Annotated in this window: 19 protein-coding genes and 4 pseudogenes; 14 read left to right on the plus strand and 9 right to left on the minus strand. The window is 71.8% G+C overall.

The window, feature by feature from the left end; all coding sequences use genetic code 11:
* Positions 1–166 precede the first annotated feature (166 nt).
* Positions 167–1,090: a sporulation protein gene (locus O7625_RS15425; RefSeq protein WP_282346684.1), complete on the plus strand. Its 924-nt coding sequence runs from the start codon at positions 167–169 to the stop codon at positions 1,088–1,090.
* 16 nt (positions 1,091–1,106) lie between these two features.
* On the opposite strand, the gene leuE is transcribed toward O7625_RS15425, so the two are convergent.
* Together leuE and O7625_RS15435 are read right to left on the minus strand one after the other, a co-directional pair.
* Positions 1,107–1,772 carry a leucine efflux protein LeuE gene (leuE, locus tag O7625_RS15430; RefSeq protein WP_282346685.1) on the minus strand — a complete coding sequence of 222 codons (666 nt, stop codon included), beginning with the start codon at positions 1,770–1,772 and terminating at the stop codon, positions 1,107–1,109.
* A gap of 214 nt (positions 1,773–1,986) precedes the next feature.
* Positions 1,987–2,641 (minus strand): annotated as a pseudogene (locus O7625_RS15435) (pyridoxamine 5'-phosphate oxidase family protein); the annotation flags it as partial.
* Between the two features lie 38 nt (positions 2,642–2,679).
* On the opposite strand from O7625_RS15435, the gene O7625_RS15440 reads away from it, so the two are divergent.
* Positions 2,680–4,020 (plus strand): aminotransferase class I/II-fold pyridoxal phosphate-dependent enzyme, encoded by a 1,341-nt coding sequence (locus O7625_RS15440; protein WP_282346686.1) that lies wholly within the window; start codon positions 2,680–2,682, stop codon positions 4,018–4,020.
* Here O7625_RS15440 and O7625_RS15445 read toward each other — a convergent pair.
* Together O7625_RS15445 and O7625_RS15450 are read right to left on the minus strand one after the other, a co-directional pair.
* Positions 4,010–4,270 (minus strand): hypothetical protein, encoded by a 261-nt coding sequence (locus O7625_RS15445; protein WP_282346687.1) that lies wholly within the window; start codon positions 4,268–4,270, stop codon positions 4,010–4,012. The two genes, O7625_RS15440 and O7625_RS15445, sit on opposite strands and share 11 nt — an antisense overlap.
* Before the next feature lie 208 nt (positions 4,271–4,478).
* Positions 4,479–5,723: an IS256 family transposase gene (locus O7625_RS15450; RefSeq protein WP_282345713.1), complete on the minus strand. Its 1,245-nt coding sequence runs from the start codon at positions 5,721–5,723 to the stop codon at positions 4,479–4,481.
* 499 nt (positions 5,724–6,222) lie between these two features.
* Between O7625_RS15450 and O7625_RS15455 the strand changes: the two genes are divergently transcribed.
* The 10 genes and pseudogenes from O7625_RS15455 (at position 6,223) to rny (ending at position 15,438) form a co-directional block, all read left to right on the plus strand.
* Positions 6,223–6,444 carry a DNA-binding protein gene (locus tag O7625_RS15455; protein ID WP_348774006.1) on the plus strand — a complete coding sequence of 74 codons (222 nt, stop codon included), beginning with the start codon at positions 6,223–6,225 and terminating at the stop codon, positions 6,442–6,444.
* A gap of 273 nt (positions 6,445–6,717) precedes the next feature.
* On the plus strand, positions 6,718–7,455 hold the full coding sequence (locus O7625_RS15460) for a GntR family transcriptional regulator (RefSeq protein WP_282346689.1): 738 nt from the start codon (positions 6,718–6,720) through the stop codon (positions 7,453–7,455).
* An 80-nt stretch (positions 7,456–7,535) separates the two neighbouring features.
* Entirely contained in the window at positions 7,536–8,234 is a 699-nt protein-coding gene (locus O7625_RS15465; protein WP_282346690.1) for a UdgX family uracil-DNA binding protein, read from the plus strand.
* A gap of 64 nt (positions 8,235–8,298) precedes the next feature.
* On the plus strand, positions 8,299–9,711 hold the full coding sequence (locus tag O7625_RS15470) for an MFS transporter (protein ID WP_282346691.1): 1,413 nt from the start codon (positions 8,299–8,301) through the stop codon (positions 9,709–9,711).
* Positions 9,712–9,715: 4 nt separating this feature from the next.
* Positions 9,716–9,916, plus strand: a complete 201-nt coding sequence (locus O7625_RS15475) for a DUF3046 domain-containing protein (protein ID WP_067315769.1) — start codon at positions 9,716–9,718, stop codon at positions 9,914–9,916.
* Between the two features lie 184 nt (positions 9,917–10,100).
* Positions 10,101–10,715 (plus strand): annotated as a pseudogene (gene recA, locus O7625_RS15480) (recombinase RecA); the annotation flags it as partial.
* A gap of 3 nt (positions 10,716–10,718) precedes the next feature.
* Positions 10,719–11,567, plus strand: a pseudogene (locus O7625_RS15485) (recombinase RecA); the annotation flags it as partial.
* Positions 11,568–11,702: 135 nt separating this feature from the next.
* A pseudogene (locus tag O7625_RS15490) lies at positions 11,703–12,239 on the plus strand (recombinase RecA); the annotation flags it as partial.
* Between the two features lie 14 nt (positions 12,240–12,253).
* Positions 12,254–12,925 carry a regulatory protein RecX gene (locus tag O7625_RS15495; RefSeq protein WP_282346692.1) on the plus strand — a complete coding sequence of 224 codons (672 nt, stop codon included), beginning with the start codon at positions 12,254–12,256 and terminating at the stop codon, positions 12,923–12,925.
* Between the two features lie 746 nt (positions 12,926–13,671).
* Entirely contained in the window at positions 13,672–15,438 is a 1,767-nt protein-coding gene (gene rny / locus O7625_RS15500; RefSeq protein WP_282346693.1) for a ribonuclease Y, read from the plus strand.
* A gap of 93 nt (positions 15,439–15,531) precedes the next feature.
* Here rny and O7625_RS15505 read toward each other — a convergent pair whose 3' ends face one another.
* From O7625_RS15505 to O7625_RS15520, 4 genes are read right to left on the minus strand one after another with little or no spacing between them, the layout of a single operon-like run.
* On the minus strand, positions 15,532–16,512 hold the full coding sequence (locus O7625_RS15505; RefSeq protein ID WP_282346694.1) for an amino acid ABC transporter permease: 981 nt from the start codon (positions 16,510–16,512) through the stop codon (positions 15,532–15,534).
* The gene (locus tag O7625_RS15510) at positions 16,509–17,216 is read right to left on the minus strand and encodes an amino acid ABC transporter permease (protein ID WP_282272177.1); all 708 of its coding nucleotides are present in this window, start codon (positions 17,214–17,216) and stop codon (positions 16,509–16,511) included. Before O7625_RS15510 ends, O7625_RS15505 begins: the two co-directional genes overlap by 4 nt.
* 39 nt (positions 17,217–17,255) lie before the next feature.
* Positions 17,256–18,134: a glutamate ABC transporter substrate-binding protein gene (locus tag O7625_RS15515; protein WP_282346695.1), complete on the minus strand. Its 879-nt coding sequence runs from the start codon at positions 18,132–18,134 to the stop codon at positions 17,256–17,258.
* A 57-nt stretch (positions 18,135–18,191) separates the two neighbouring features.
* Positions 18,192–18,947, minus strand: a complete 756-nt coding sequence (locus O7625_RS15520; protein WP_067314364.1) for an amino acid ABC transporter ATP-binding protein — start codon at positions 18,945–18,947, stop codon at positions 18,192–18,194.
* A gap of 196 nt (positions 18,948–19,143) precedes the next feature.
* Here O7625_RS15520 and selD point away from each other — a divergent pair, with 196 nt between their 5' ends.
* A complete protein-coding gene (gene selD, locus O7625_RS15525; protein ID WP_282346696.1) occupies positions 19,144–20,133 on the plus strand; it encodes a selenide, water dikinase SelD in 990 nt (329 codons plus the stop codon).
* A gap of 305 nt (positions 20,134–20,438) precedes the next feature.
* On the plus strand, positions 20,439–20,918 hold the full coding sequence (locus O7625_RS15530; protein ID WP_282346697.1) for a hypothetical protein: 480 nt from the start codon (positions 20,439–20,441) through the stop codon (positions 20,916–20,918).
* Positions 20,919–21,082: 164 nt separating this feature from the next.
* Here O7625_RS15530 and O7625_RS15535 read toward each other — a convergent pair whose 3' ends face one another.
* Positions 21,083–21,310 carry a DUF2277 family protein gene (locus O7625_RS15535; protein WP_282346698.1) on the minus strand — a complete coding sequence of 76 codons (228 nt, stop codon included), beginning with the start codon at positions 21,308–21,310 and terminating at the stop codon, positions 21,083–21,085.
* Between the last annotated feature and the right edge of the window lie 31 nt (positions 21,311–21,341).

The following is a 21,341-nucleotide window of genomic DNA, read 5'->3' on the forward strand; positions in this document are numbered from 1 at the left end:
GGGTCCGGCCGGATCAGGTCGGCTCAGGGCGGGGTGGGGGCGGGCCGGCTCAGGTCGGCTCAGGCCGCCGCCCTCGCGGTGCTGGCCACCCGGGGCCGCCGGGCCGGGCCGGGTCGGCTCAGGTCGAGCCGGGGCGGTGAGTGGGGGAGCGGGGGAGGGGACGGCGATGCGGTTGACCGGCGTGTCGCGGGAGTCCGGGGCGACCGGACTGTCGGTGAGCACCACGCTGACCAATCCGAGCACCCGGCCGGGCCTGCGGCTGCCGGGGCGGGTGATGCTCAGCGCCGGGTCGCAGGACGTGCCGATCCGGCACGTGCGCCTCGGTCTGGTGGCCACCGCCGAACCGGAGGACCCGCGTGCGCCCCGCCGGCTCGTGCAGTACCACCAGGTGCCGGTGGGGGGTGGGTTCGTCGTACCGGCCGGGCGACGGCGGGCCATCGACTTCGCGGTGCCGCTGCCGTGGGAGACCCCGGTGACGATCTTCGGCGGGGTGCCGTTGATGAGCCTGCGCACCGCGCTGCGTACCGAGGTGTCGGTGGACCCGGAGCTGGAACAGGGGCCGCTGGTGCCGATCTTCGTGCATCCGCTCCCCACCCAGCAGCAGGTGCTGGCGGCGCTGGACACGCTCGGGTTCGTGCTGCGGCAGGCGGGCCTGGTGTCCAGCCGGCTGCCGGGGGTCGCGCAGAGCCTGCCGGTGCACCAGCGCCTCGGCTACTGGGTCGGCCCGCTGTACGCCGGCCCGATCACCGAGCTGGAGCTGATCTTCGTGACCAATTCCGCCGGCCTGGAGGCGCTGCTCTGGCTGGACCGGCGTCTCTCACTGACCGGGATCAGCCACCAGAGCATCAGCCGGTTCCGGATCTGGCACACCGACGACGGGCGACGGGACTGGGTGTCCGTGGTCGACGGCTGGTTGCGCGCGGCGATCGACCGGCACGCGGCGGCGGCCTCGGACGCGCACTGGTCGGCCCGGATCACCGAGTCGGCCCATGTCAGCCGCCGGCCCGACGAACCGGTGCGGCCCGGCTACGGGTTGGGCGGCACCAGTGGTGGCGCCGGTGTCGGCGGTGGCGGTGGCGACGGCACCTGACCCGCGGGGTGGCCGGTCAGATCGACGCGGTGGCGAGCTTGACGCCGAAGCCCAGGAAGAGCACCGCGACACCGGTGGTGGCTCCCGCGGCGAGCCGCTGCCGCTGCCGGAACTGGGTGGCCAGGAAGGTGCCCGCGAAGATCAACGCGGTCAGGTAGAGCACGCTGGTCACCTGGGCGATCAACCCGAGCAGCAGGAACGACAGCGCCGGCCAGGCGTAGCCCGGGTCGACGAACTGGATGAAGAACGAGATGAAGAAGAGGATCGCCTTCGGGTTGAGCAGGCTGATCACCAGCGCCTTGCGGAACGGGCTGCGCAGCGCCGCCGGTTCGGCAGCGTCGATCAACCGCGGTGCGGCCGGGTCGTGCCGGTCACGCCAGCGCCGCCGGGCCGCGCGCAGCATGGTCAACCCGACGTATCCCAGGTAGGCCGCGCCCGCGTACCGGATCACGAGGAAGAGCGGCGGATACGCCCTGAGCAGCGAGGCCACCCCGGCGGCAGAGAGGATCATCAGCACCGAGTCGCCGAGGAACACCCCGGCGGCCGCCCGGTAGCCGACCGCGACGCCCCGCTTGGCGGCGGTGGAGAGCACGAAGAGGGAGTTGGGCCCCGGCAACAGGACGATCGCCACGGTGCCCAACAGGTACGTCCAGATGTCGGTGATGCCCAGCACGCCCGTCATACTCGCCCGGCGACGCCGGAAAGCGAAACCGATTCCGCAGCCTGGGCTGTGTGTTCGACCACTCCCCGTTGGTCGCGGGCGGCCCGGTGCCCCGGCGGGAGCCGCCGCCCGACGGGTCACCCGGGCCGGCCCGTGCGCCTCGATCGGCCCCCGGCCCGTGCGCCTCGATCGGCCTCCGGCCCCCGGCTCGGTGGGGCAGGCGGTGCGCTCCACCCGGCTCACGCCACCGGGCCGGGGGCGGGCAGGTAGGGCGGGACCGGTGCGACCACCCCGTCGGCCGGCTCGGGTGCCCCGGCGGTCAGCCGCAGCGGCACCACCCCGGCCCAGTGCGGCAGCTCGAGGTCGGCCGGCTCGTCGCCGACCCCGCCGGTGCGGGACCGCACCGACACCTCGCGCAGGGGCAGGGCCAGGACGGCCGTCTCGGCCAGCTCCCGCCGGGACGGTGGCCGGCTGTCGGCGGCCCGCCCGGCCCCGACCTTCTCCACCAGCGCGGTGAGTGCCGCACGCTTGTCGTCGTCGCCGGTGACCAGGTGGGCGGTGCCGTGCACGACGACGGAGCGGTAGTTGGCGCTGTGGTGGAACTGCGAGCGGGCGTAGACCAGCCCGTCGAGCAGGGTCACCGACACGCAGACCGGCAGGCCGGCGTCACCCCGGGCGGCGAGCAGCGGCCGGCTGCCGGTGGACCCGTGCAGGTAGAGCACGTCGTCGACGCGGACGTGCAGGGTCGGCAGCAGGCGGGGCGCACCGTCGACCACGAACCCCAGCACGCAGTGGTACGCCTCGTCGAGCACCGCGTGGGCGGCGTCCCGGTCGTAGCTCATCCGGTCCCGGCTGCGGCTGGCGGTGGTGCGCGCGGTCGGTGCGTACATGTGACATCCCGCCTTTGTTCTAGTACTATCCTGAAACTGTGCCAGCACATTATCAGATCCTCGGGTCGACGTCCGCCGCGATTTCGGCGAGCGTCGAGACCGGCATCCGCACCGGTGCGCTCGCGGCCGGTGCCGCGTTGCCGCCGGTCCGCGCCCTCGCCACCACGCTGGCGGTCAGCCCGGCCACCGTCGCCCGTGCCTACCAGGAGCTGCGGCAACGCGGTCTGGTCGCCACCGCCGGCCGGCACGGCACCCGGGTCCGGCCCCGGCCACCGGTCGCCACCCGCCGGGCCGCCCGGCCGCCGGCACCCGCCCCCGGCACCCGCGACCTGTCCCAGGGCCAGCCCGACCTGCGGCTGCTGCCACCCCTCGGCCCGCACCTGGCGGCGCTCGCCACCGGGATCGGCCCGCCCGCCGGCTACGCCTCGACCGGTGTGCACCCCGCGCTGGCCGAGGCAGCCCGGTCCCGGCTCGCCGCCGACGGGGTGCCCGCCGACGAGTTGACCGTCACCGGGGGAGCGCTCGACGGCATCGAGCGGCTGCTCGCCGGCCACCTGCGCCCCGGCGACGCGGTCGGGGTGGAGGATCCGGGCTGGGCCAACCTGCTCGACCTGGTCGCCGCGCTCGGCCTGCGGCCGGTCGGGGTGCCGGTCGACGACGACGGGCCGACCGTCGCCGGGGTCCGGGACGCGCTGACCCTGGGGGTGCGGGCGCTGGTGGTCACCAGCCGGGCGCAGAACCCGACCGGTGCCGCCGTCTCCGCCGTGCGGGCCGGGGAGCTGCGGGCGCTGCTCGCCGGCCGCTCCGACCTGTTGCTGATCGAGGACGACCACGCCGCCGAGCTGTCCCGGCTGCCCCTGCACGCGCTGGCCGGGGCCGTGGCGACCTGGGCGTTCGTCCGTTCGGTGAGCAAGCCCTTCGGTCCCGACCTGCGGCTGGCGGTGCTGGCCGGTGACGAGGTGACGGTCTCCCGGGTGGCCGGGCGGGCCAGGGTGGGCGCGGGCTGGGTCTCCACCATCCTGCAGCGACTCGTCCTGTCGCTCTGGTCCGACCCGGCCACCGCGACCCTGGTCCACCGGGCCGCCGAGGCGTACGACCGCCGCCGGTCCGGCCTGCTCGCCGCGCTCGCCGAGCGCGGCCTGACGGGGCACGGCCGCAGCGGCATCAATGTCTGGCTGCCGGTGCCCGACGAGACCGCCACGGTCACCGCCCTGCGTGACGCCGGTTGGTCGGTCGCCCCCGGCGGCCTCTACCGGATCGGCGCCCCGCCCGCGGTGCGGATCACGGTCAGCACGCTCGACGACACCGACCTGGTCCCGCTGGCCGACGCGCTGGCAGCGGCGGTCCGCCCCACCGACCCGTTCGGCTTCACCGCGTGACCCGTCCCGTCGACCTCCTCCTACCGGCCTGCGGCGGGACGACGGGAGGAGGTGCGGTCAGCCCCGCCCGCTGCACGAAGATCCGCCGCCGGGAGACGGCGTCCCCGGCGGCGTTCACCTGGTAACCCTCCAGCCAGACCCAGCCGTCGTAGGTGGGCCAGTCGAGCACCCGGATCACCCGGAACCGGATGGGCCGGAGGAACTGCACACTGGCGGCCCGGGTCACGTACACCAGATCGCCGGCCTTCACCGGAGGTTCCGGTGCTGCCGCGCGCGTAGCTCCCGGCGTACCCGCCACTCCCGCCAGGCGCGCAGCGTCGCACCCGCGTCGGCCAGGCGTGCGCAGGAGCCGTCCGGTCGGCACCGGGAGCAGGTGTGGCGATGGTGGAAGTCGACGACGTAGGGTTACGTCCGCGCTGGTGGTGTAAGAGACGGCCATCGCGTGATCCGGTCTGATGTTATGCGGTGATCGGGGCGGGGTCGGTGTGGTCGGTGTCGTGTTGGCTGGTGTCGAGGGTGATCAGGCGGGCTTTGGCGAGGAGTTCCAGGCTCATGTAGCGGCGGCCTTCGGTCCATTCGTCGGTCTGTTCGGCCAGGACCGCGCCGACGAGGCGGATGATCGCTGGCCGGTTGGGGAAGATCCCGACGACGTCGGTGCGGCGGCGGATCTCCTTGTTCAGGCGTTCCTGCGGGTTGTTCGACCAGATCTGACGCCAGATCTCACGGGGGAAGCCGGTGAACGCGAGGAGGTCGTCGCGGGCGGTGTCGAGGTGCTCGGCGGCGGCCGGGAACTTCGCTTCGATCGTGGTCACGACCCGCCGGTACTGGGCGTGGACGGCGTCGGCGTCGGGCTGGTCGAAGATCGTGCGGACGAGGGTAGCGATCCATGGCTGCGCGGACTTCGGGACTTTGGTGAGCAGGTTGCGCAGGTAGTGGGTGCGGCATCGTTGCCATGCGGCTCCTGGCAGGGCGGCGCCGATCGCAGCGACGAGGCCGGCGTGGGCGTCGGAGATGACCAGGCGGACACCGGACAGACCGCGGGCGGTCAACGAGCGCAGGAACGCCAGCCATCCGGCGCCGTCCTCGTCGGAGGCGACGTCCAGACCGAGGACTTCGCGTTGGCCGTCGGCGTTGACCCCGACCGCGATCAGGGCGTGGACGTTGACGGTCCGTCCGTGTTCACGGGTCTTCATTGTCAGCGCGTCCATCCACACGAACGTGTAGTGGGCGGCGTCCAAGGGCCGGTTGCGAAACGCCTCGACCTGCGCGTCCAGGTGCGTGGACATCTCCGAGACCTGCGACTTGGACAACTGACGGACACCGAGCTGCTCGACGAGCTTCTCCACCCGCCGTGTCGACACCCCGAGCAGGTAACTCGTGGCCACCACCGAGACCAGAGCCTGCTCGGCCCGCCGACGATGCGTCAGTAGCCAGTCCGGGAAGTAGCTGCCGTGCCGCAGCTTCGGCACCGCCAAGTCGATCGTGCCAGCCCGGGTGTCCCACTCGCGCTGCCGGTATCCGTTGCGCGAGTTGACCCGCTCGTCGCTGCGCTGTCCATAGCCGGCACCGCAGATCGCATCAGCTTCGGCAGACATCACCGCCTGCGCGAACGTCTTGATCATCGCCTGCAACACATCCGGCGACGCGCCCGCGATCTGCTCGCACAGCAGCTCAACAGGGTTCACACTCTCAGATGCGGCCATCGCGCATCACTCTCCTTCACTCGGACTTAGCCGTCTCGAAGGATCGCGCGGTGGCCGTCTCTCATCTACGCAACACGCCCATCACGGGCAAGTCGTACACCACCCCCGTGGACGCGACCCGACGTAGCCGGCCATCACCACCGCGAACGGCGGTTCGGTGGGGCGCTGCTCAGGCATCCGGCCAGGCCCCCCGGTTGGGCCTGCGAGCGTTCCGGGTGCCCGGGGTCCGTTGGCGTGGCACGGCCGGAGGGCTGCCGGCGGTGGCGTCCCGCCCGGCCGTCCCGGCCGCGGGGCGAGGCCTGATCTGCTGTACGTCGTCGACAGGTTCAACCGGCCGATGAAACCATTTCCCACGAGGCATGCGCGTTTCCTGACACTGGGGTTGACGACAAGTCGAATGCATGGCGGCGGTGGTATGCGTGTTGCGCAATGCCGCGCAGTAATAGAGGTTGCCTCGGTGGGTTTGTTGCCAACGCAGCTCATATCTAGGATGGCTGGTATGGCACTGCTCAGAGGCACCCGGGTGGAGGTGTGGGGAGCTGCCGAGATCCAGGAGCGCCTGGGAATCTCACGACAGCGCACGTACATCCTGACCGGGCGCAGGGACTTTCCGCCCCCGGCCGCCATTCTCAAGATGGGCCAGATCTGGTTGAGATCCGATGTGGAGGCCTGGATTCTTGAGAAGCGACCTCACCTGGTCGAGGTCGACGAGGAGTCGTGACCGAATTTTGCGGTCGTCAGTCGACGGTATACGTCATGGGGTTCGGTGGGCGTGGGAACCATGCGGCCCTCGCGTATCTCGCCGCCCCTGTGAGGCGGGGGTGACCGAACGCGGGGGTCGACTCCTGGGCTACTCTCCGCATCCGCCATGTCACCCATCTTATTCCTGTCTAGTCACCCTGTCTAGACAGGAGTGTGCTGGGGGTCGTCGCGACCGGTGGGTAAGTTGACGGATGTGCCTACCCCGCACGGAGAGCCGCGCCGGTACCGGATCGTGGCCGACGAGTTGCGCCGCCGGATCACGGAGGGTGCGATCCCACCCGGCTCCCTGCTGCCCAGCGAATCCACGCTCATGGCGGAGTTCTCCGTTGCCAGGGGCACGGTGCGGGAGGCCCTGGCGCTGCTGCGTGCAGAGGGCCTGACCGTGGCAGAAAAGGGCAGGGGGACCTACGTTCGCCCGGCCGTGCCCGTTCGTCGGCTCGGCTCCGAGCGGTACCGGGCCGAGCTTGAGCAGGTACGGAACGGCGAACTGGGGACGTCCTTCACCGTCGATCAGCAGGTGGCCTGGTCGGTGTACAGCCTGGACAGGGAGTTCAGTGAGATTCCCGCCGATGGTCCGGTGGCGGAGCTTTTCGGGGTGACGCCCGCAACGATGCTGCTGGCGCGTCGATTCGTGTTCCGTACCCACGGTGTGCCGCAGCAGATGTCCACCTCGTACCTGTTGCTGTCCATGGTGGCGGGCACACCGGTGGCCGACTCCGCGAACGAGCCGTGGTCCGGCGGCAATACATCGCAGCTGCACAGCCTGGGCTATGCCATCACCGCGGTACGTGAACAGGTGAGCGCCCGAATGCCACTGCCGGACGAGATGAACACCCTACGGATTCCGGGCGGTGTGCCGGTAGTCGCCATTACTCGGCAGACCTATGCGGACGACATGGTCGTGGAGGTCGCCGATATCGTGCTCCCGGGAGACCGGGTGCGCCTCGACTATCTGATCGACCTCGCCTGAGTGGCCCGTCACCACTGAGAACGTGCCGGCCCGGCGGGTCCGTCGCGGGTGCTCCCGTGGGAACGGGTAGAACATTCGCCATGGCCGAGCAGACCGATCCACCCGGTGCCCAGCAGTTCATCCCGCCGCAGGCCGGCACGCTGGCCGAGCTGCGTACCGCCGCCGCCGGCTGTCGGGGCTGTGAGCTGTACCGGGACGCCACCCAGACCGTCTTCGGCCGGGGCGACGAACGCGCCCGGGTGGTCTTCGTCGGTGAGCAGCCCGGCGACCTGGAGGACCAGCACGGGCTGCCCTTCGTCGGCCCCGCCGGCCGGCTGCTGCGCCGGGCGGTCGACGACGCCGGCCTCGACCCGGCCCATCTCTACATCACCAACGCGGTGAAGCACTTCCGGCACGAGCTGCGCGGCCGACGGCGGATCCACCAGACCCCGGACCGGGTGCACCTCGTCGCCTGCCGGCCGTGGCTGGTCGCCGAGTTCGCCCGGCTCCGCCCCGAGCTGGTGGTGGTGCTCGGCGCGACGGCGGCGAAGGCCCTGCTCGGCCCGGCGTTCCGGGTCACCCGGCAGCGCGGCGAGCTGCTGCCCTGGCCGGCCGCCGCCGAGCACCCGGCGGACTTCACCCGGGTGCCGGTGGACGCCGGTACGGTCGCCGCCGCGCCCGCCGCCCGCCTGCTGGCCACCATCCACCCGTCGGCGGTGCTGCGCGCCGACAACCAGGACGTCGCGTACAGGGGGCTGGTCGACGACCTCACCGTGGCCGCCCGCGCCCTGGTCGGCTGACCGGCCCCCGCGCCGCCGGCCGACCGGGTTACCCCCGTGCGGACGGCGGGCCGGTTGCGCGAGGATGGGCTCCCCGAACCAGGAGTCTGCGATGACCGTCGACCTGCGTGTGCCCACCCGGCCCGATGTCGCCCCGATCCAGCGGCGCACGCTGCGGCTGCTCGTCGCCACCCAGATCATCGGGGGGATCGGGGTGGCCATCGGGATCTCCGTCGGCGCGTTGCTGGCGGCCCGGGTCGCCGGTGTGGCGGTGGCGGGGCTGGCGCAGAGCTGCGGCGTGGTCGGCGCGGCGCTGCTCGCCGTGCCGGTCACCCGGATCATGAACGGGCACGGGCGTCGTCCGGGGCTGGTGGTGGCGTACCTGGTGGGGGCGGTCGGGGCGGCGCTGGTGGTGCTCGCCACGGTCACCGGCGGGGTGCCGCTGCTCTTCCTCGGGATGCTGCTGTTCGGCGGTGGCACGGCGGCCAACCTCCAGGCCCGTTACACGGCGGTGGACCTCGCCGAACCCGCCCGCCGGGGCCGTCAGCTCTCCCTGGTCGTCTGGGCCACCACCATCGGCTCGGTGGCGGCACCCAACTTCGCCGCGCTCGCCGACGGGGTCACCCGGGGCTGGGGCCTGCCGTCGCTGGCCGGCCCGTTCGCGTTCAGCGCGGTCGCGTTCGGCCTGGCTGCGGTCGTACTGTTGCTGCTGTTGCGGCCCGACCCGCTGCTCACCGCGCGGCGGCTCGCGGCGGCCGAGGCCGGGGCACCGCCGGTGGCCGGGGCGGCGCCAGCGGTCGGGGCCGGGGCGGCGGCGGTCGCCGACGCCGGGACGCCGGTGGCCGGGGCCGCCCCGGCGGTGGCGAAGACCACGCCGGTCGCGCGGGGGGCCGGCATGCGGGCGGCCTGGCGGGTGGTGCGCGGGCGACCGGCCGCCCGGCTGGGCATCGCCGCCGTCGCGGTCGGCCACCTGGTGATGGTCGCGGTGATGGCGATGACCCCGGTACGCCTCGGCGAGTCGCACTCCGACGCGGACGTGCTGCGGGTGGTCGGCATCGTGCTGAGCGTGCACATCGCCGGCATGTACGCCCTCTCCCCGGTGGTCGGGTGGCTCACCGACCGGCTGGGCCGTCGGGCGGTGATCCTCGGCGGCGTGGGCATGCTGCTGGCCGCGTGCGCGGTGGCCGGCACCGCCGGGCACCACACGCCGCGCCTCTCGATCGGCCTGGCCCTGCTCGGGCTCGGCTGGTCGGCGACCATGGTGGCCGGCTCGACACTGCTGTCCGAGGCGGTGCCGGCCGGCGTGCGTCCCAGTGTGCAGGGGCTGTCCGACCTGACCATGGGGCTGGCCGGGGCGGGCGCGGCGGCGGCCAGCGGGTTTGTCATGCGGGTGGTGGGTTATCCGACGCTCACCCTGCTGGCGGCGATCGCGGTGCTGCCGCTGCTGGCGCTAGCGTTGCGTCGGGTGCCGTCGACGGCATCCGTGGAGGAGGAGTGATCACGTGCGGCTGACCGACTTCTGGACCCGGCTGGACGAGGCGTTCGGGCCGGGTTACGCGGCCAGCATCGCCAGCGACCAGGTGCTCTCCCAGCTCGACGGGCGGACCATCGCGCAGGCCCTCGCCGCCGGTGAGCAGACCCACGTCGTGTGGCGGGCGGTGGTCGCGGCGTACCCCGACCGGGTGCCCGTACGGCTACGCTGAGCTGCCGATCCGGCACTTCCGTGTGTCGCTTGCCGACTCGTACACCTGTTCGGCTATTGTCCACAGCGGGGTGCTCGTCCACAGCTCGCGGCCCGTCGGCTGGTTTTCTGTCGGACCCAGCGCCTAGCGTGTCCGCGTGACGCGAAGCTCAGGAAAGACGCCGGCGAAGGCAGGAGTGGCAAACATGGCCGCAGGGCCCGACCGGGAGAAGGCACTCGACCTTGCTCTCGCTCAGATCGACAAGCAGTTCGGCAAGGGGTCGGTGATGCGGCTGGGCGAGCGCCCGGTCGTCCAGACCTCGGTCATTCCGACCGGCTCGATCGCGCTCGACGTGGCGCTCGGGGTGGGTGGCCTGCCCCGGGGCCGGGTCGTCGAGATCTACGGCCCCGAGTCCAGCGGTAAGACCACGGTCGCCCTGCACGCGGTGGCCAACGCCCAGCGGGCCGGCGGCATCGCCGCCTTCGTCGACGCCGAGCACGCGCTCGACCCCGACTACGCCAAGGCGCTCGGCGTCGACACCGACGCCCTGCTGGTCTCCCAGCCGGACACCGGCGAGCAGGCGCTGGAGATCACCGACATGCTGGTCCGCTCCGGTGCGATCGACATCATCGTGATCGACTCGGTGGCGGCCCTGGTGCCGCGCGCCGAGATCGAGGGCGAGATGGGCGACAGCCACGTCGGCCTCCAGGCCCGGCTGATGAGCCAGGCGCTCCGGAAGATCACCGGCGTGCTCAACAACACCGGCACCACGGCGATCTTCATCAACCAGCTCCGCGAGAAGATCGGCGTCATGTTCGGCTGTATGTCGTACTCGACCAGGGTGACCCTGGCCGACGGCACGCAGGAGAAGATCGGCAAGATCGTCAATCAGCGGATGGACGTCGAGGTCCTCTCCTACAACCCGGAAACCGACCGGGTGGAGCCGAAGCGAATCACCAACTGGTTCAACAACGGCCCCGCCGAGCAGTTCCTCCAGTTCACCGTGGCCAAGTCGGGCGGTAACGGCCGCGCACAGTTCGCGGCCACCGCCAACCACCTGATCCGCACGCCCGGCGGTTGGCGGGAGGCCGGCGAACTGATCGCCGGTGACCGGGTCATGCTGGCCGAGCCGCGGCGGCTGAGTGAGCAGCAGTGGCAGGTCGTGCTCGGTTCGCTGATGGGTGACGGTGCCCTCTCGCCCAACCGGGCGGACCGCTCCGGTGTCCGTTTCCGCCTCGGGCACGGTGCTGCGCAGGTCGACTACCTCGACTGGAAGGTGTCCCTGCTCGGCAACATCACCCACTCCCGCCGCACCGACGAGCGCGGTGCCGCGTTCGCCGACTTCACGCCCCTGCCCGAGCTGGACGAGTTGCGTCGGGCGGTCTATCTGGGCGACGGCAGGAAGCACCTCAGCTGGGACTACCTCAAGGCCCTCACGCCGCTTGCCCTTGCCGTGTGGTACATGGACGACGGGTGCTTCACGGTCCGCTCCAAGGGCGTGCAGGAGCGCACCGCCGGTGGCTCCGGCCGGATCGAGATCTGCGTCGAGGCGATGGCGGAAGGCAGCCGTGAGCGGCTGGTGGAGCATCTGCGCGACGCGTACGGCATGGAGGTGAAGCTGGTTTCCCGGGGTGCCCGGGGAACGGCGTCGATCATCTTCACCACGGCGTCGTCCGCCCGGTTCCAGGAACTGGTCGCGCCGTACGTGCCGGCGGCGATGCACTCGAAGCTGCTTCCCCGGTTCCAGGGGCAGCGCGCGGTCGAACCGCAGTTCGCCTCGGCGGAACTCACCCCGGTGCCGGCCCGGATCATCGACGTACACGTCAAGCCCAGGACCCGCGCGATGAACCGGTTCGACATCGAGGTGGAGGGCAACCACAACTACTTCGTCGACGGGGTCATGGTGCACAACAGCCCCGAGACGACCACCGGTGGTCGGGCGCTGAAGTTCTACGCCTCGGTCCGGCTCGACGTGCGCCGGATCGAGAGCCTCAAGGACGGCACCGACGTGGTCGGCAACCGCACCCGGGTCAAGGTCGTCAAGAACAAGGTCGCCGCGCCGTTCAAGCAGGCCGAGTTCGACATCATGTACGGCAAGGGCATCTCCCGCGAGGGTTCGCTGATCGACGTCGGCGTCGAGCAGTCGATCATCCGTAAGTCCGGCGCCTGGTACACCTACGACGGTGACCAGCTCGGCCAGGGCAAGGAGAAGGCCCGGGAGTTCATGAAGGAGAACCCGGACGTGGCCGCCGAGATCGAGAAGAAGATCCTGGAGAAGCTCGGCGTCGGGGTCGGCGCGGGTGACGCCGCCGGTGGCCCTGAGCTGCCGCCGGTCGACTTCTGACCGGCCGCGGCCGGATGGCAGGACGACGCGCCCGCACGGGGCGGGGCTGGGACGCCGCCCCACCCCGCGCGGGAGCCGACGACACGACCCCCCGCCAGGGCCGCCGGGGGCGGTCCGGGGAGGCCGGGCCGACGTCCGGTGAGTCGACGCCCCGCGACGAGAGCGAGGTGGCCCGGGAGATCTGCCTGCGGCAGCTCGCGGTGCGACCGCGTACCCGGGCCGAGCTGGCCGGGGCGCTGGCGAAGAAGGGCATCTCCGCCGAGGTGTCCGCCGAGGTCCTCGACCGCTACGACGAGGTCGGCATCATCGACGACGCGGCCTTCGCGCGGGCCTGGGTCTCCAGCCGGCACAACGGTCGCGGGCTGGCCCGCCGGGCGCTCGCCAACGAGCTGCGCCAGCGTGGCGTGGACGGCGAGGTGGCCAGTGAGGCCCTCGACGAGTTGGACGAGGAGACCGAGGCGGAGACCGCCCGTGCCCTGGTCGACCGGAAACTGCGGACCGCCCGGGGCGAGCCGGATGCGGTGTTCCGCCGGCTGGTCGGCATGCTCGCCCGCAAGGGCTACCCGCCCGGGGTGGCGATCCGGGCGGTGAAGGAGGCACTCGCCACGCAGAGCGCCGAGGCCGCCGAGTTCGCCGACCAGCTCGACGCCGACGCGCTGGCCGACGCCGAGGGCGAGCGGGGCTGACCGGTCCGCCGTCGGCTCGGCCCGGCGCGGCTCGCCGAGGCCGGCGGACGACCGGTCGGGCGGAAATATGCGGCTTTCGTGACGTGGTGTCCGGACTTGCATCACCAGTGGGTGACGTTGCCGACTCTCTCCGTTCGGGTGGTTTGATCATGAGTTCTTGACCGAACGGCCTTCCTCGACCTAGCCTCGCCATACAGGCTCACTTTGCCCGACCAGCGCAGGCTAAGCGCACAACATAGATCTCGTAACAGAACCGCATCACTTTGGCCAGCTCCACCGGCCTTGACGGTCGCTCCGGACAGCCGGTCCGGAGCCGACCCGACAACTGCACCCGGCTGTCGGCGATGCCCCGTGGGCACCGCCGACGGAGAGCTATCCCCACGGCCAGCCGCTCGGTCGGGCGTCCAGAGCCGCAGAGGTGCGTGCCCTTCGGCACGGTTCCCCTGCGGCGTAGACGTTTGGGGAGGCGCGACCATGGTGGGTCGGCACAGGGACCGGCGGTCCCCAGGGGGCGGTGGTGGGCGCGGACGCGCCCCGGGAACTGCCGGTGGTGCTGCTCCACCCCGGCCGGGTGGTCGCTCCCGCGCCGACACCGCCCGGTTACCCGCCCCCGGGTTGCCCGGCGGCGCCGGGCATTCCGCCGGTGCGGGACACCCCGACGGTCCGGTACGGCACCCCGTGGCCGCAGCGCGGCACCCCGTCGGTCCGGTGCGGCACCCCGTCGGCGCGGCTGAGGGGACGCCGGCATGAGCACCTTCGACGTGGTGCTCCTGGTCGTCGTCGGGCTCCTCGCCCTGGTGGTGGTCGGCGCCGTCCTGGTCGGCGTACGCGCGTTGCGCCGCATCAGCGTCGCACCCGCCCCGGAGGATCCCGCCTTCATCGCCGAGAAGGACCGCCAGGAACAGTCGCTGGCCGCGCTGCGGACCGCCGCCGACGAGGTGAACAGCACCATCGACGTGGCGAAGTCCGCCGCCTCCGCGGCCCGCGCCGAGGCGGCCGGTGCCAAGGCGGAGGCGAAGTCGGCCCGCGCCGAGGCCCGCCGGGTGCTCGACGACGCCCGTGCCGAGGCGGACACCGTCCTGGAGCGGGCGCACAAGCAGGCCGAGGCGGACGCCGAGCAGTTGCGGGCCAGCGCCCGGCGCAGCGGTGAGCGTGAGGTGGCGGTGCTCGCCGCGACGACGCGGGAGCAGGCGGCCGAGGTGGAACGCCGGGCCGCCCGGATGGACGAGCGGGAGCGGCTGCACACCGAGGAGGTGGAGCGGCTGGCCGAGCGCGAGCGTCAGCTCACCGCCGCCAGTGCCGCGTTGGCCGAGCGGGAGGCGGCGATCAGCGCCCGGGAGGCCGCGCTGACCGTGGCGGAGGAGCAGCGCCGCCGGGAGCTGGAGCGGGTCGCCGGGCTGACCGCCGAGTCGGCCCGCGCGGAGCTGATCGAGGCGATCGAGACCCAGGCGAAGCGGGAGGCGGCGCTGCTGGTGCGGGACATCGAGTCCGACGCCCGCAACACCGCCGAGCAGCGCGCCCGGCACATCGTGGTGGACGCGATCCAGCGGGTGGCCAGCGAGCAGACCGCGGAGAGCGTGGTCAGCGTCCTGCACCTGCCGGGGGACGAGATGAAGGGGCGGATCATCGGCCGGGAGGGGCGCAACATCCGCGCCTTCGAGTCGGTGACCGGGGTCAACCTGATCATCGACGACACCCCGGAGGCGGTGCTGCTCTCCTGCTTCGACCCGGTACGTCGGGAGGTCGGCCGGCTCACCCTGGAGAAGCTGGTCCTCGACGGGCGGATCCACCCGCACCGGATCGAGGAGGTGCACGACCTGGCCCGGCAGGAGGTGGAGGAGCTGTGCCACCGGGCGGCCGAGGACGCCCTGGTGGAGGTGGGCATCACCGAGATCCACCCCGAGCTGGTCACCCTGCTCGGCCGGCTGCGCTACCGCACGTCGTACGGGCAGAACGTGCTCAAGCACCTGGTGGAGACCGCGCACATCGCCGGGATCATGGCCGCCGAGCTGCGGCTGGACGTGCCGACGATCAAGCGGTCGGCGTTCCTGCACGACATCGGCAAGGCGCTCACCCACGAGGTGGAGGGCAGCCACGCCATCATCGGCGCCGACCTGGCCCGCAAGTACGGCGAGAGCGAGGACGTGGTGCACGCCATCGAGGCGCACCACAACGAGGTGCCGCCGCAGACCATCGAGGCGGTCCTCACCCAGGCCTCCGACGCCTGCTCGGGCGGGCGGCCGGGAGCCCGGCGGGAGAGCCTGGAGGCGTACGTCAAGCGGCTGGAGCGGATCGAGGAGATCGCGGCCGGCAAGCTCGGCGTGGAGAAGGTCTTCGCCATGCAGGCGGGCCGGGAGATCCGGGTGATGGTCAAGCCGGACGACGTCGACGACATCGGCGCGGCGGTGCTGGCCCGGGACGTGGCCAAGCAGATCGAGGAGGAGCTGACCTACCCGGGTCAGATCCGGGTGACGGTGGTCCGCGAGTCCCGGGTCACCGAGATCGCCCGCTGACCGGTCGGGGCGCGGGGGACACGACGACGGTACGACGCGGCGAGGGCCGGTCCGGAACTCCGGACCGGCCCTCGTGCCGTGCAGGGATGCGGATCAGTTACCAGCCGCGCCGCCTCCCCCGCCCTCGGCCTGGGAGACGAGCGCGGTGGCCGGGGCCTGCGGGGCCGGCGTGCCGGCGGACTTGCGGCCCCGGGAGAGCCGTCGCTGGACGAACTGGGCCAGCTTGGACAGCGAGTAGTTGACCAGGATGAAGAGGGCGGCGATCACCACGTAGACCTGGATCGGGTTGTCCAGCACGCCGATGATCTGCTTGCCGATGTTGAGGGTTTCCTCGTAGCTGATGATGAAGCCCAGCGAGGTGTCCTTGAGCACCACGACGAGCTGGCTGATCAGCGCCGGCAGCATGATCCGGAACGCCTGGGGCAGCAGGATCATCCGGGTGGTCTGGGCGGGGGAGAGGCCGATCGCGGCGGCGGCCTCGGCCTGCCCGCCGGGCAGCCCCTCCATGCCGGAGCGGAGGATCTCGGCGATGACCACGGAGTTGTAGATGGTCAGGCCGATGACCAGGTACCACAGCGTGTCGAAGGAGATGCCGAACTCGGGGAAGCCCCGGGCCACGAAGAAGATGGTGAGCACCACCGGCAGGCCCCGGAACACCTCGACGCAGACCCGGGTGACCGCCGAGAGGGTGACGCTGAGCCCGCGCAGCAGGTAGGACACCGGAGTGGCCATGCCGGTGAAGCGCCGCCGGGTCAGGCTCTTGAGCTGGATCCGGAGCACCGCGAGCAGGGTGCCGACCACCAGCGAGGCGACGATGGCCAGCGCGGCGGCGGTCAGGGTGTTCTTCAGGCCGAGGCCGATCCGGTCCCACACCTGGGAGAAGTTCTCGTTGGAGGGGTCGACCAGCGGCCCCCACAGCTCCATCGAGAACTGGCCCTTGTCGTCCAGCGGGCGGTAGATCAGGAAGTACGCCCCGACGGCCAGCAGCACGGTGGCGACGATGCTGCTGATCAGGGTGATCCGCCGCTGGCGCGGCCCGGGGACGTCGTACAGGACGCTGGTCTGCTGACTCATCGGGCGACCGCCTGTCGCTTCTCCAGCCGGTCGAGCAGCGCGCCGAGCGGCACAGTCATGATCAGGTAGCCGATCGAGATGCCGATGGCGACCGGGATGAAGGCGTAACCCTCGGCGGAGGTGAGCTGGTCGGCGCTCTGGGAGAGGTCGCCGACCACGCCGAAGAAGCCGATCAGCGCGGAGTTCTTGATCATTGCGATGATCACCGAACCGAGCGGCACGACCGAGGCCTTCCAGGACTGCGGCAGCACGACGTGCCGCAGGTTCTGGCCGAAGGTCAGGCCGAGCGAGCGGGCCGCCTCGGCCTGGCCGGGGGGCACCGCGTTGACCCCGGACCGCAGCGCCTCGCAGACGAACGCGGCGGTGTAGAGCACCAGGGCGATCAGCGCGAACCGGAAGTACGGCAGGTCGGTGCCGAGCCGGGTGAACAGCGAGTCCAGCACCGGGATCCGCAGGAAGTCGGCGTTGGAGCCGAGCGCCGGCAGGCCGAAGGCGGCGAAGAACATCACCACGGTCAGCGGCATGTTCCGGAAGATGTTCACGTAGGCGGTGCCGACGGCGCGCAGCGGCGGCACCGGCGAGATGCGCAGCACCGCCATGACGGCGCCCAGGACCAGGGCACCGAACGCGGCGAGGACGCAGATCTGGAGGGTGAGCCAGAAACCACCCGCAAAGACGTCGAACTTGTCGATGAGCACACTCACGGGCCGGTGTTCCTCCCCACCCTCCAGATCGAGGTCAGATCAGTAACGGTTGACGGTGGGCGCGCTGCCCAGCTCCGCGCCGAACTTGCCGGCGGTGTCGTCCCACGCCTTCTTCCAGCTGCCGTCGTTGAACGCCTTCTCCAGCGTGTCGTTGACGAAGTTGCGGAAGTCGTTGTCCTCCTTCTTCACCCCGATGCCGTACGGCTCCTTGGTGAAGTTCTCGCCGGCCAGCTTGAACGACGCCTCGTCCTTGGCGATGTAGCCGAGCAGGATCACGTTGTCCGTGGTGACGGCGTCGACTTGGCCGCCCTTGAGGGCGTCACGGCACTTGTCGTACGTGTCGAAGAGCACCAGCTGGGTGCCGACGTCCTTGACGTACTTCTTGATCTCCTCGGCCGGGGTGGACCCGGTGACCGAGCAGACCTTCTTGGCGCCGTCCTTGAACGAGTCCGGGCCGGTGATGGTGGCGTCGTCCTTCTTGACCAGGATGTTCTGGCCGGCCTCGTAGTACGGCCCCGCGAAGGCGATCCGCTCCTTGCGCTTGTCGTTGATCGTGTAGGTCGCCGCGACCAGGTCGACGGTGCCGTTGACGATGACGTCCTCACGGACCTTCGACGGCGTCTCGACGTACTCGATCTTGTCCTCCGGGATGCCCAGCTCCTTGACGATGAGCTTGGCCACCTCGACGTCGAAGCCCTCCGGCTTGCCCGACAGGCCCTTCTGGCCGAAGCCGGGCTGGTCGAACTTGGTGCCGATCTTGATCTTCTGCGCCTTGTTGAGCTTCTCCATGGTGCTGCCGGCGGCGAAGGACTTGCTGCCGGAACCGGTGCCCTCGTCGGCGTCGTCGCCACCGCAGGCGGCCAGACCGAGCGCCAGAGTAGCCGCCGCGGCGACCGCCGCCACGCGCTTCATACGCATACTGATCTCCTTCTTCGTCGGAATGCACCGGGAACCGGCGCGCTCCACTACGGACGCCTAGTGCGTGAGGATCTTGGAGAGGAAGTCCCGGGCCCGCTCGCTGCGCGGGTTGGCGAAGAACTCCGTCGGCGGGGCGTCCTCGACGAGTTGCCCGTCGGCCATGAAGATGACCCGGTTGGCGGCGTGCCGGGCGAAGCCCATCTCGTGGGTCACCACCACCATCGTCATGCCCTCGCCCGCCAGCGAGGTCATCACGTCCAGCACCTCGCCGACCATCTCCGGGTCGAGCGCGCTGGTCGGCTCGTCGAAGAGCATCGCCTTGGGCTGCATGGCCAGCGCGCGGGCGATCGCCGCCCGCTGCTGCTGGCCGCCGGAGAGCTGGGCCGGGTACTTGTCGGCCTGGTTGGCGATGCCCACCCGGTCGAGCAGGGCCAGGCCGCGCTCGCGGGCGGCGGCCGGCTTCTCCTTGCGGACCTTGATCGGCCCGAGGGTGACGTTCTCCAGGATGGTCTTGTGGGCGAAGAGGTTGAACGACTGGAAGACCATGCCGACCTCGCTGCGCAGCTTCGCCAGCGCCCGGCCCTCGGCCGGCAGCGGCTGCCCGTCGAAGGTGATCGTCCCGTCGTTGATCGGTTCCAGCCGGTTGATCGTCCGGCAGAGCGTCGACTTGCCGGACCCGGACGGCCCGATCACCACGACGACCTCACCCTTGCCCACCGAGAGTGACACGTCGTCGAGCACGTGCAGGGGGCCGAACCACTTGTTGACCTTGTCCAGCACGATCAGCGGTTCGCCGGTCGCCACGTCGTCCACCGTCCCTGTCGTCGTACCGGAAAGCGGGGGCGGTTGCCCCCCGGTTGGGCCACTGTAGGCGGGGCGACGTGGCGGAACGCAACTCCACGGGTCACGGAGAGGTAACACCGGTGCCGGGTGGGCACGGACGTCCGAATTCCGCCTTCTGTCGGACCGTCGGGTGGCGGGTCGACCGTCCGGCGGAGACGATGGGGGGATGACCGACCGGGTCCGCCTGACCGAGTACGCGCGTGGTGGCGGCTGCGCCTGCAAGATCCCGCCGGGGGAGCTGGAGGCGATGGTCGCCGGGCTCGGCCCGGCCACCGGCAGCGCCGAGCTGCTGGTCGGCCTGGACCACGGCGACGACGCCGCGGTGGTCCGGCTGGACGAGCGGACGGGGCTGGTCACCACCGCCGACTTCTTCACCCCGGTCGTGGACGACGCCTACGACTGGGGGCGGATCGCCGCCGCGAACGCCCTGTCGGACGTGTACGCCATGGGCGGCACCCCGCTGGTCGCCATCAACCTGCTCTGCTGGCCCCGGGACGTCCTGCCGCTGGAGCTGGCCCGGGAGGTGCTGCGCGGCGGTCAGGACGTGGCCCGGGAGGCCGGCTGCCACCTGGCCGGCGGGCACAGCGTCGACGACGACGGCCCGAAGTACGGCCTGGCCGTGACCGGGCTGGTCCGCCCGGACGAGTTGATCACCCTGGACGCCGGCCGGGCCGGCCTGCCGCTGTCGCTGACCAAGCCGCTCGGCGTCGGGGTGCTCAACACCCGGCACAAGGCGACCGGTGAGGTCTCCGCCGAGGCGGTGGCGTCGATGACCACGCTGAACCGGGAAGCGGCCCGCGCCGCCGTCGCGGCCGGCATCCGCTGCGGCACCGACGTGACCGGTTTCGGGCTGCTCGGGCACGCCTCGAAGCTGGCCCGGGCGAGCGGGCTGACGGTGGCGCTCGACGCCGCCCGGGTGCCGTACCTCCCCGGGGCCCGGGCGGCGGTCCGGGACGGGCACGTCAGCGGCGGCACCCGGCGCAACCTGGACTGGGTGCGCCCGTGGACCGACTTCGGGTCGACCGGCGAGGCGGACCGGCTGCTGCTGGCCGACGCGCAGACCTCCGGCGGGCTGCTGGTCGCCGGTGAGGTGCCCGGCGGCACGGTGATCGGCGAGCTGCTGCCCCGGGGCGCATCGATGGTCGTGGTGCGCTGACCCGCCCGGCCCGGTGACGTGCGCCCGGCCTGCTGACCTGCCCGGCCCGGTGACGTGCGCCCGGCCTGCTGGCGCGCGTCCGGTGGGCGTCGGGGCGGCGGCGCGCCGCCGGGCTGGCCCGCGCCGGGCACCGTACCCGATAAACTGTCATCTTCCTGCCACTCCCAGCAATGGCACCCTGGGAAATTTTGCCCGGAATGGTCACAGACCGGTAACTTGCCCCCGTCTGGGGGCAAATGCCCCCCACCATCGTCAGTAAGGCCCGATCCGGAGGCCGGTGGGAACTAACGCAGCGAGGAGGCGGCATGACCGAGCTGTGGAACTGGAGAATCGACCGGGCCGAACCCGTGACGGTCTACCCGGCCCTGGCCGAGGCGCTCGGCCGGGTGGTGATGCCGCTGGCGGTGGCGGACCCGGCCCGGCTGCCCCGGCACGCGGTGATCTGCGACGTCTGGCAGGCCCCGGGGGAGTTCGGCACCATGGTCGACTGTTACGGCGTCCCGGAGTCGCGGCACGAGCTGGGCACGATCGCCGCGCTGGCCCGGCTGCTCGACCGGGACTGCCTGCTCACCGACGACACCCTCGACGCCGGCCGGCACCTGCTGGTCGCGCCGGGCGGCACGATCCGGCCGGTGCACTTCGAGGTCACCGAGACCGACGACGGCGAGGCGCTCTCGGGTCGCCGGCTCTGCACCCTGGCGCACCCGGCCTGCCGGGGCTGGTCGCGGTGCCGCGGCTCCCGCTGGGCCCCCGACTCGGTCAACCCGGCACTCGCCGCCGCCTGACCCCCACCCCCACCCCCACCCCCACCCCCACCCCCCACCCCACCTCCGACCCCGTCGATCATGGAGTTGTGGCGCTCGCAGAACAGGTCAAATAGGCATAATCCGTCCACCACAACTCCATGATCGACAGGAGCGGGGGTGGGGGCGGGAGAGGGGGGTGAGGGTCAGGGGGGCGGGGTGGGGCGGGTGCCGCGGACCTGCAACTGGTCCAGGAGGGTCGCGGTGGCGGCGGTCACCGCGCTGACCGCCGCCTGGAAGGCCGCCGCGTTGTGTGCGGCCGGGGCCCGGAAACCGGACACCTTCCGGACGTACTGCAACGCCGCCGCCTCGATGTCGGCCGGCGTCACCCCCGGCACGTACGGCTCACGCAGGGTCTTGATGCTCCGGCACACGGCTCCTCCTCGTTGGGGTCTTCCCGCTCGG

The organism is Micromonospora sp. WMMD714, from assembly GCF_029581315.1.
GTDB lineage: Bacteria > Actinomycetota > Actinomycetes > Mycobacteriales > Micromonosporaceae > Micromonospora > Micromonospora rifamycinica.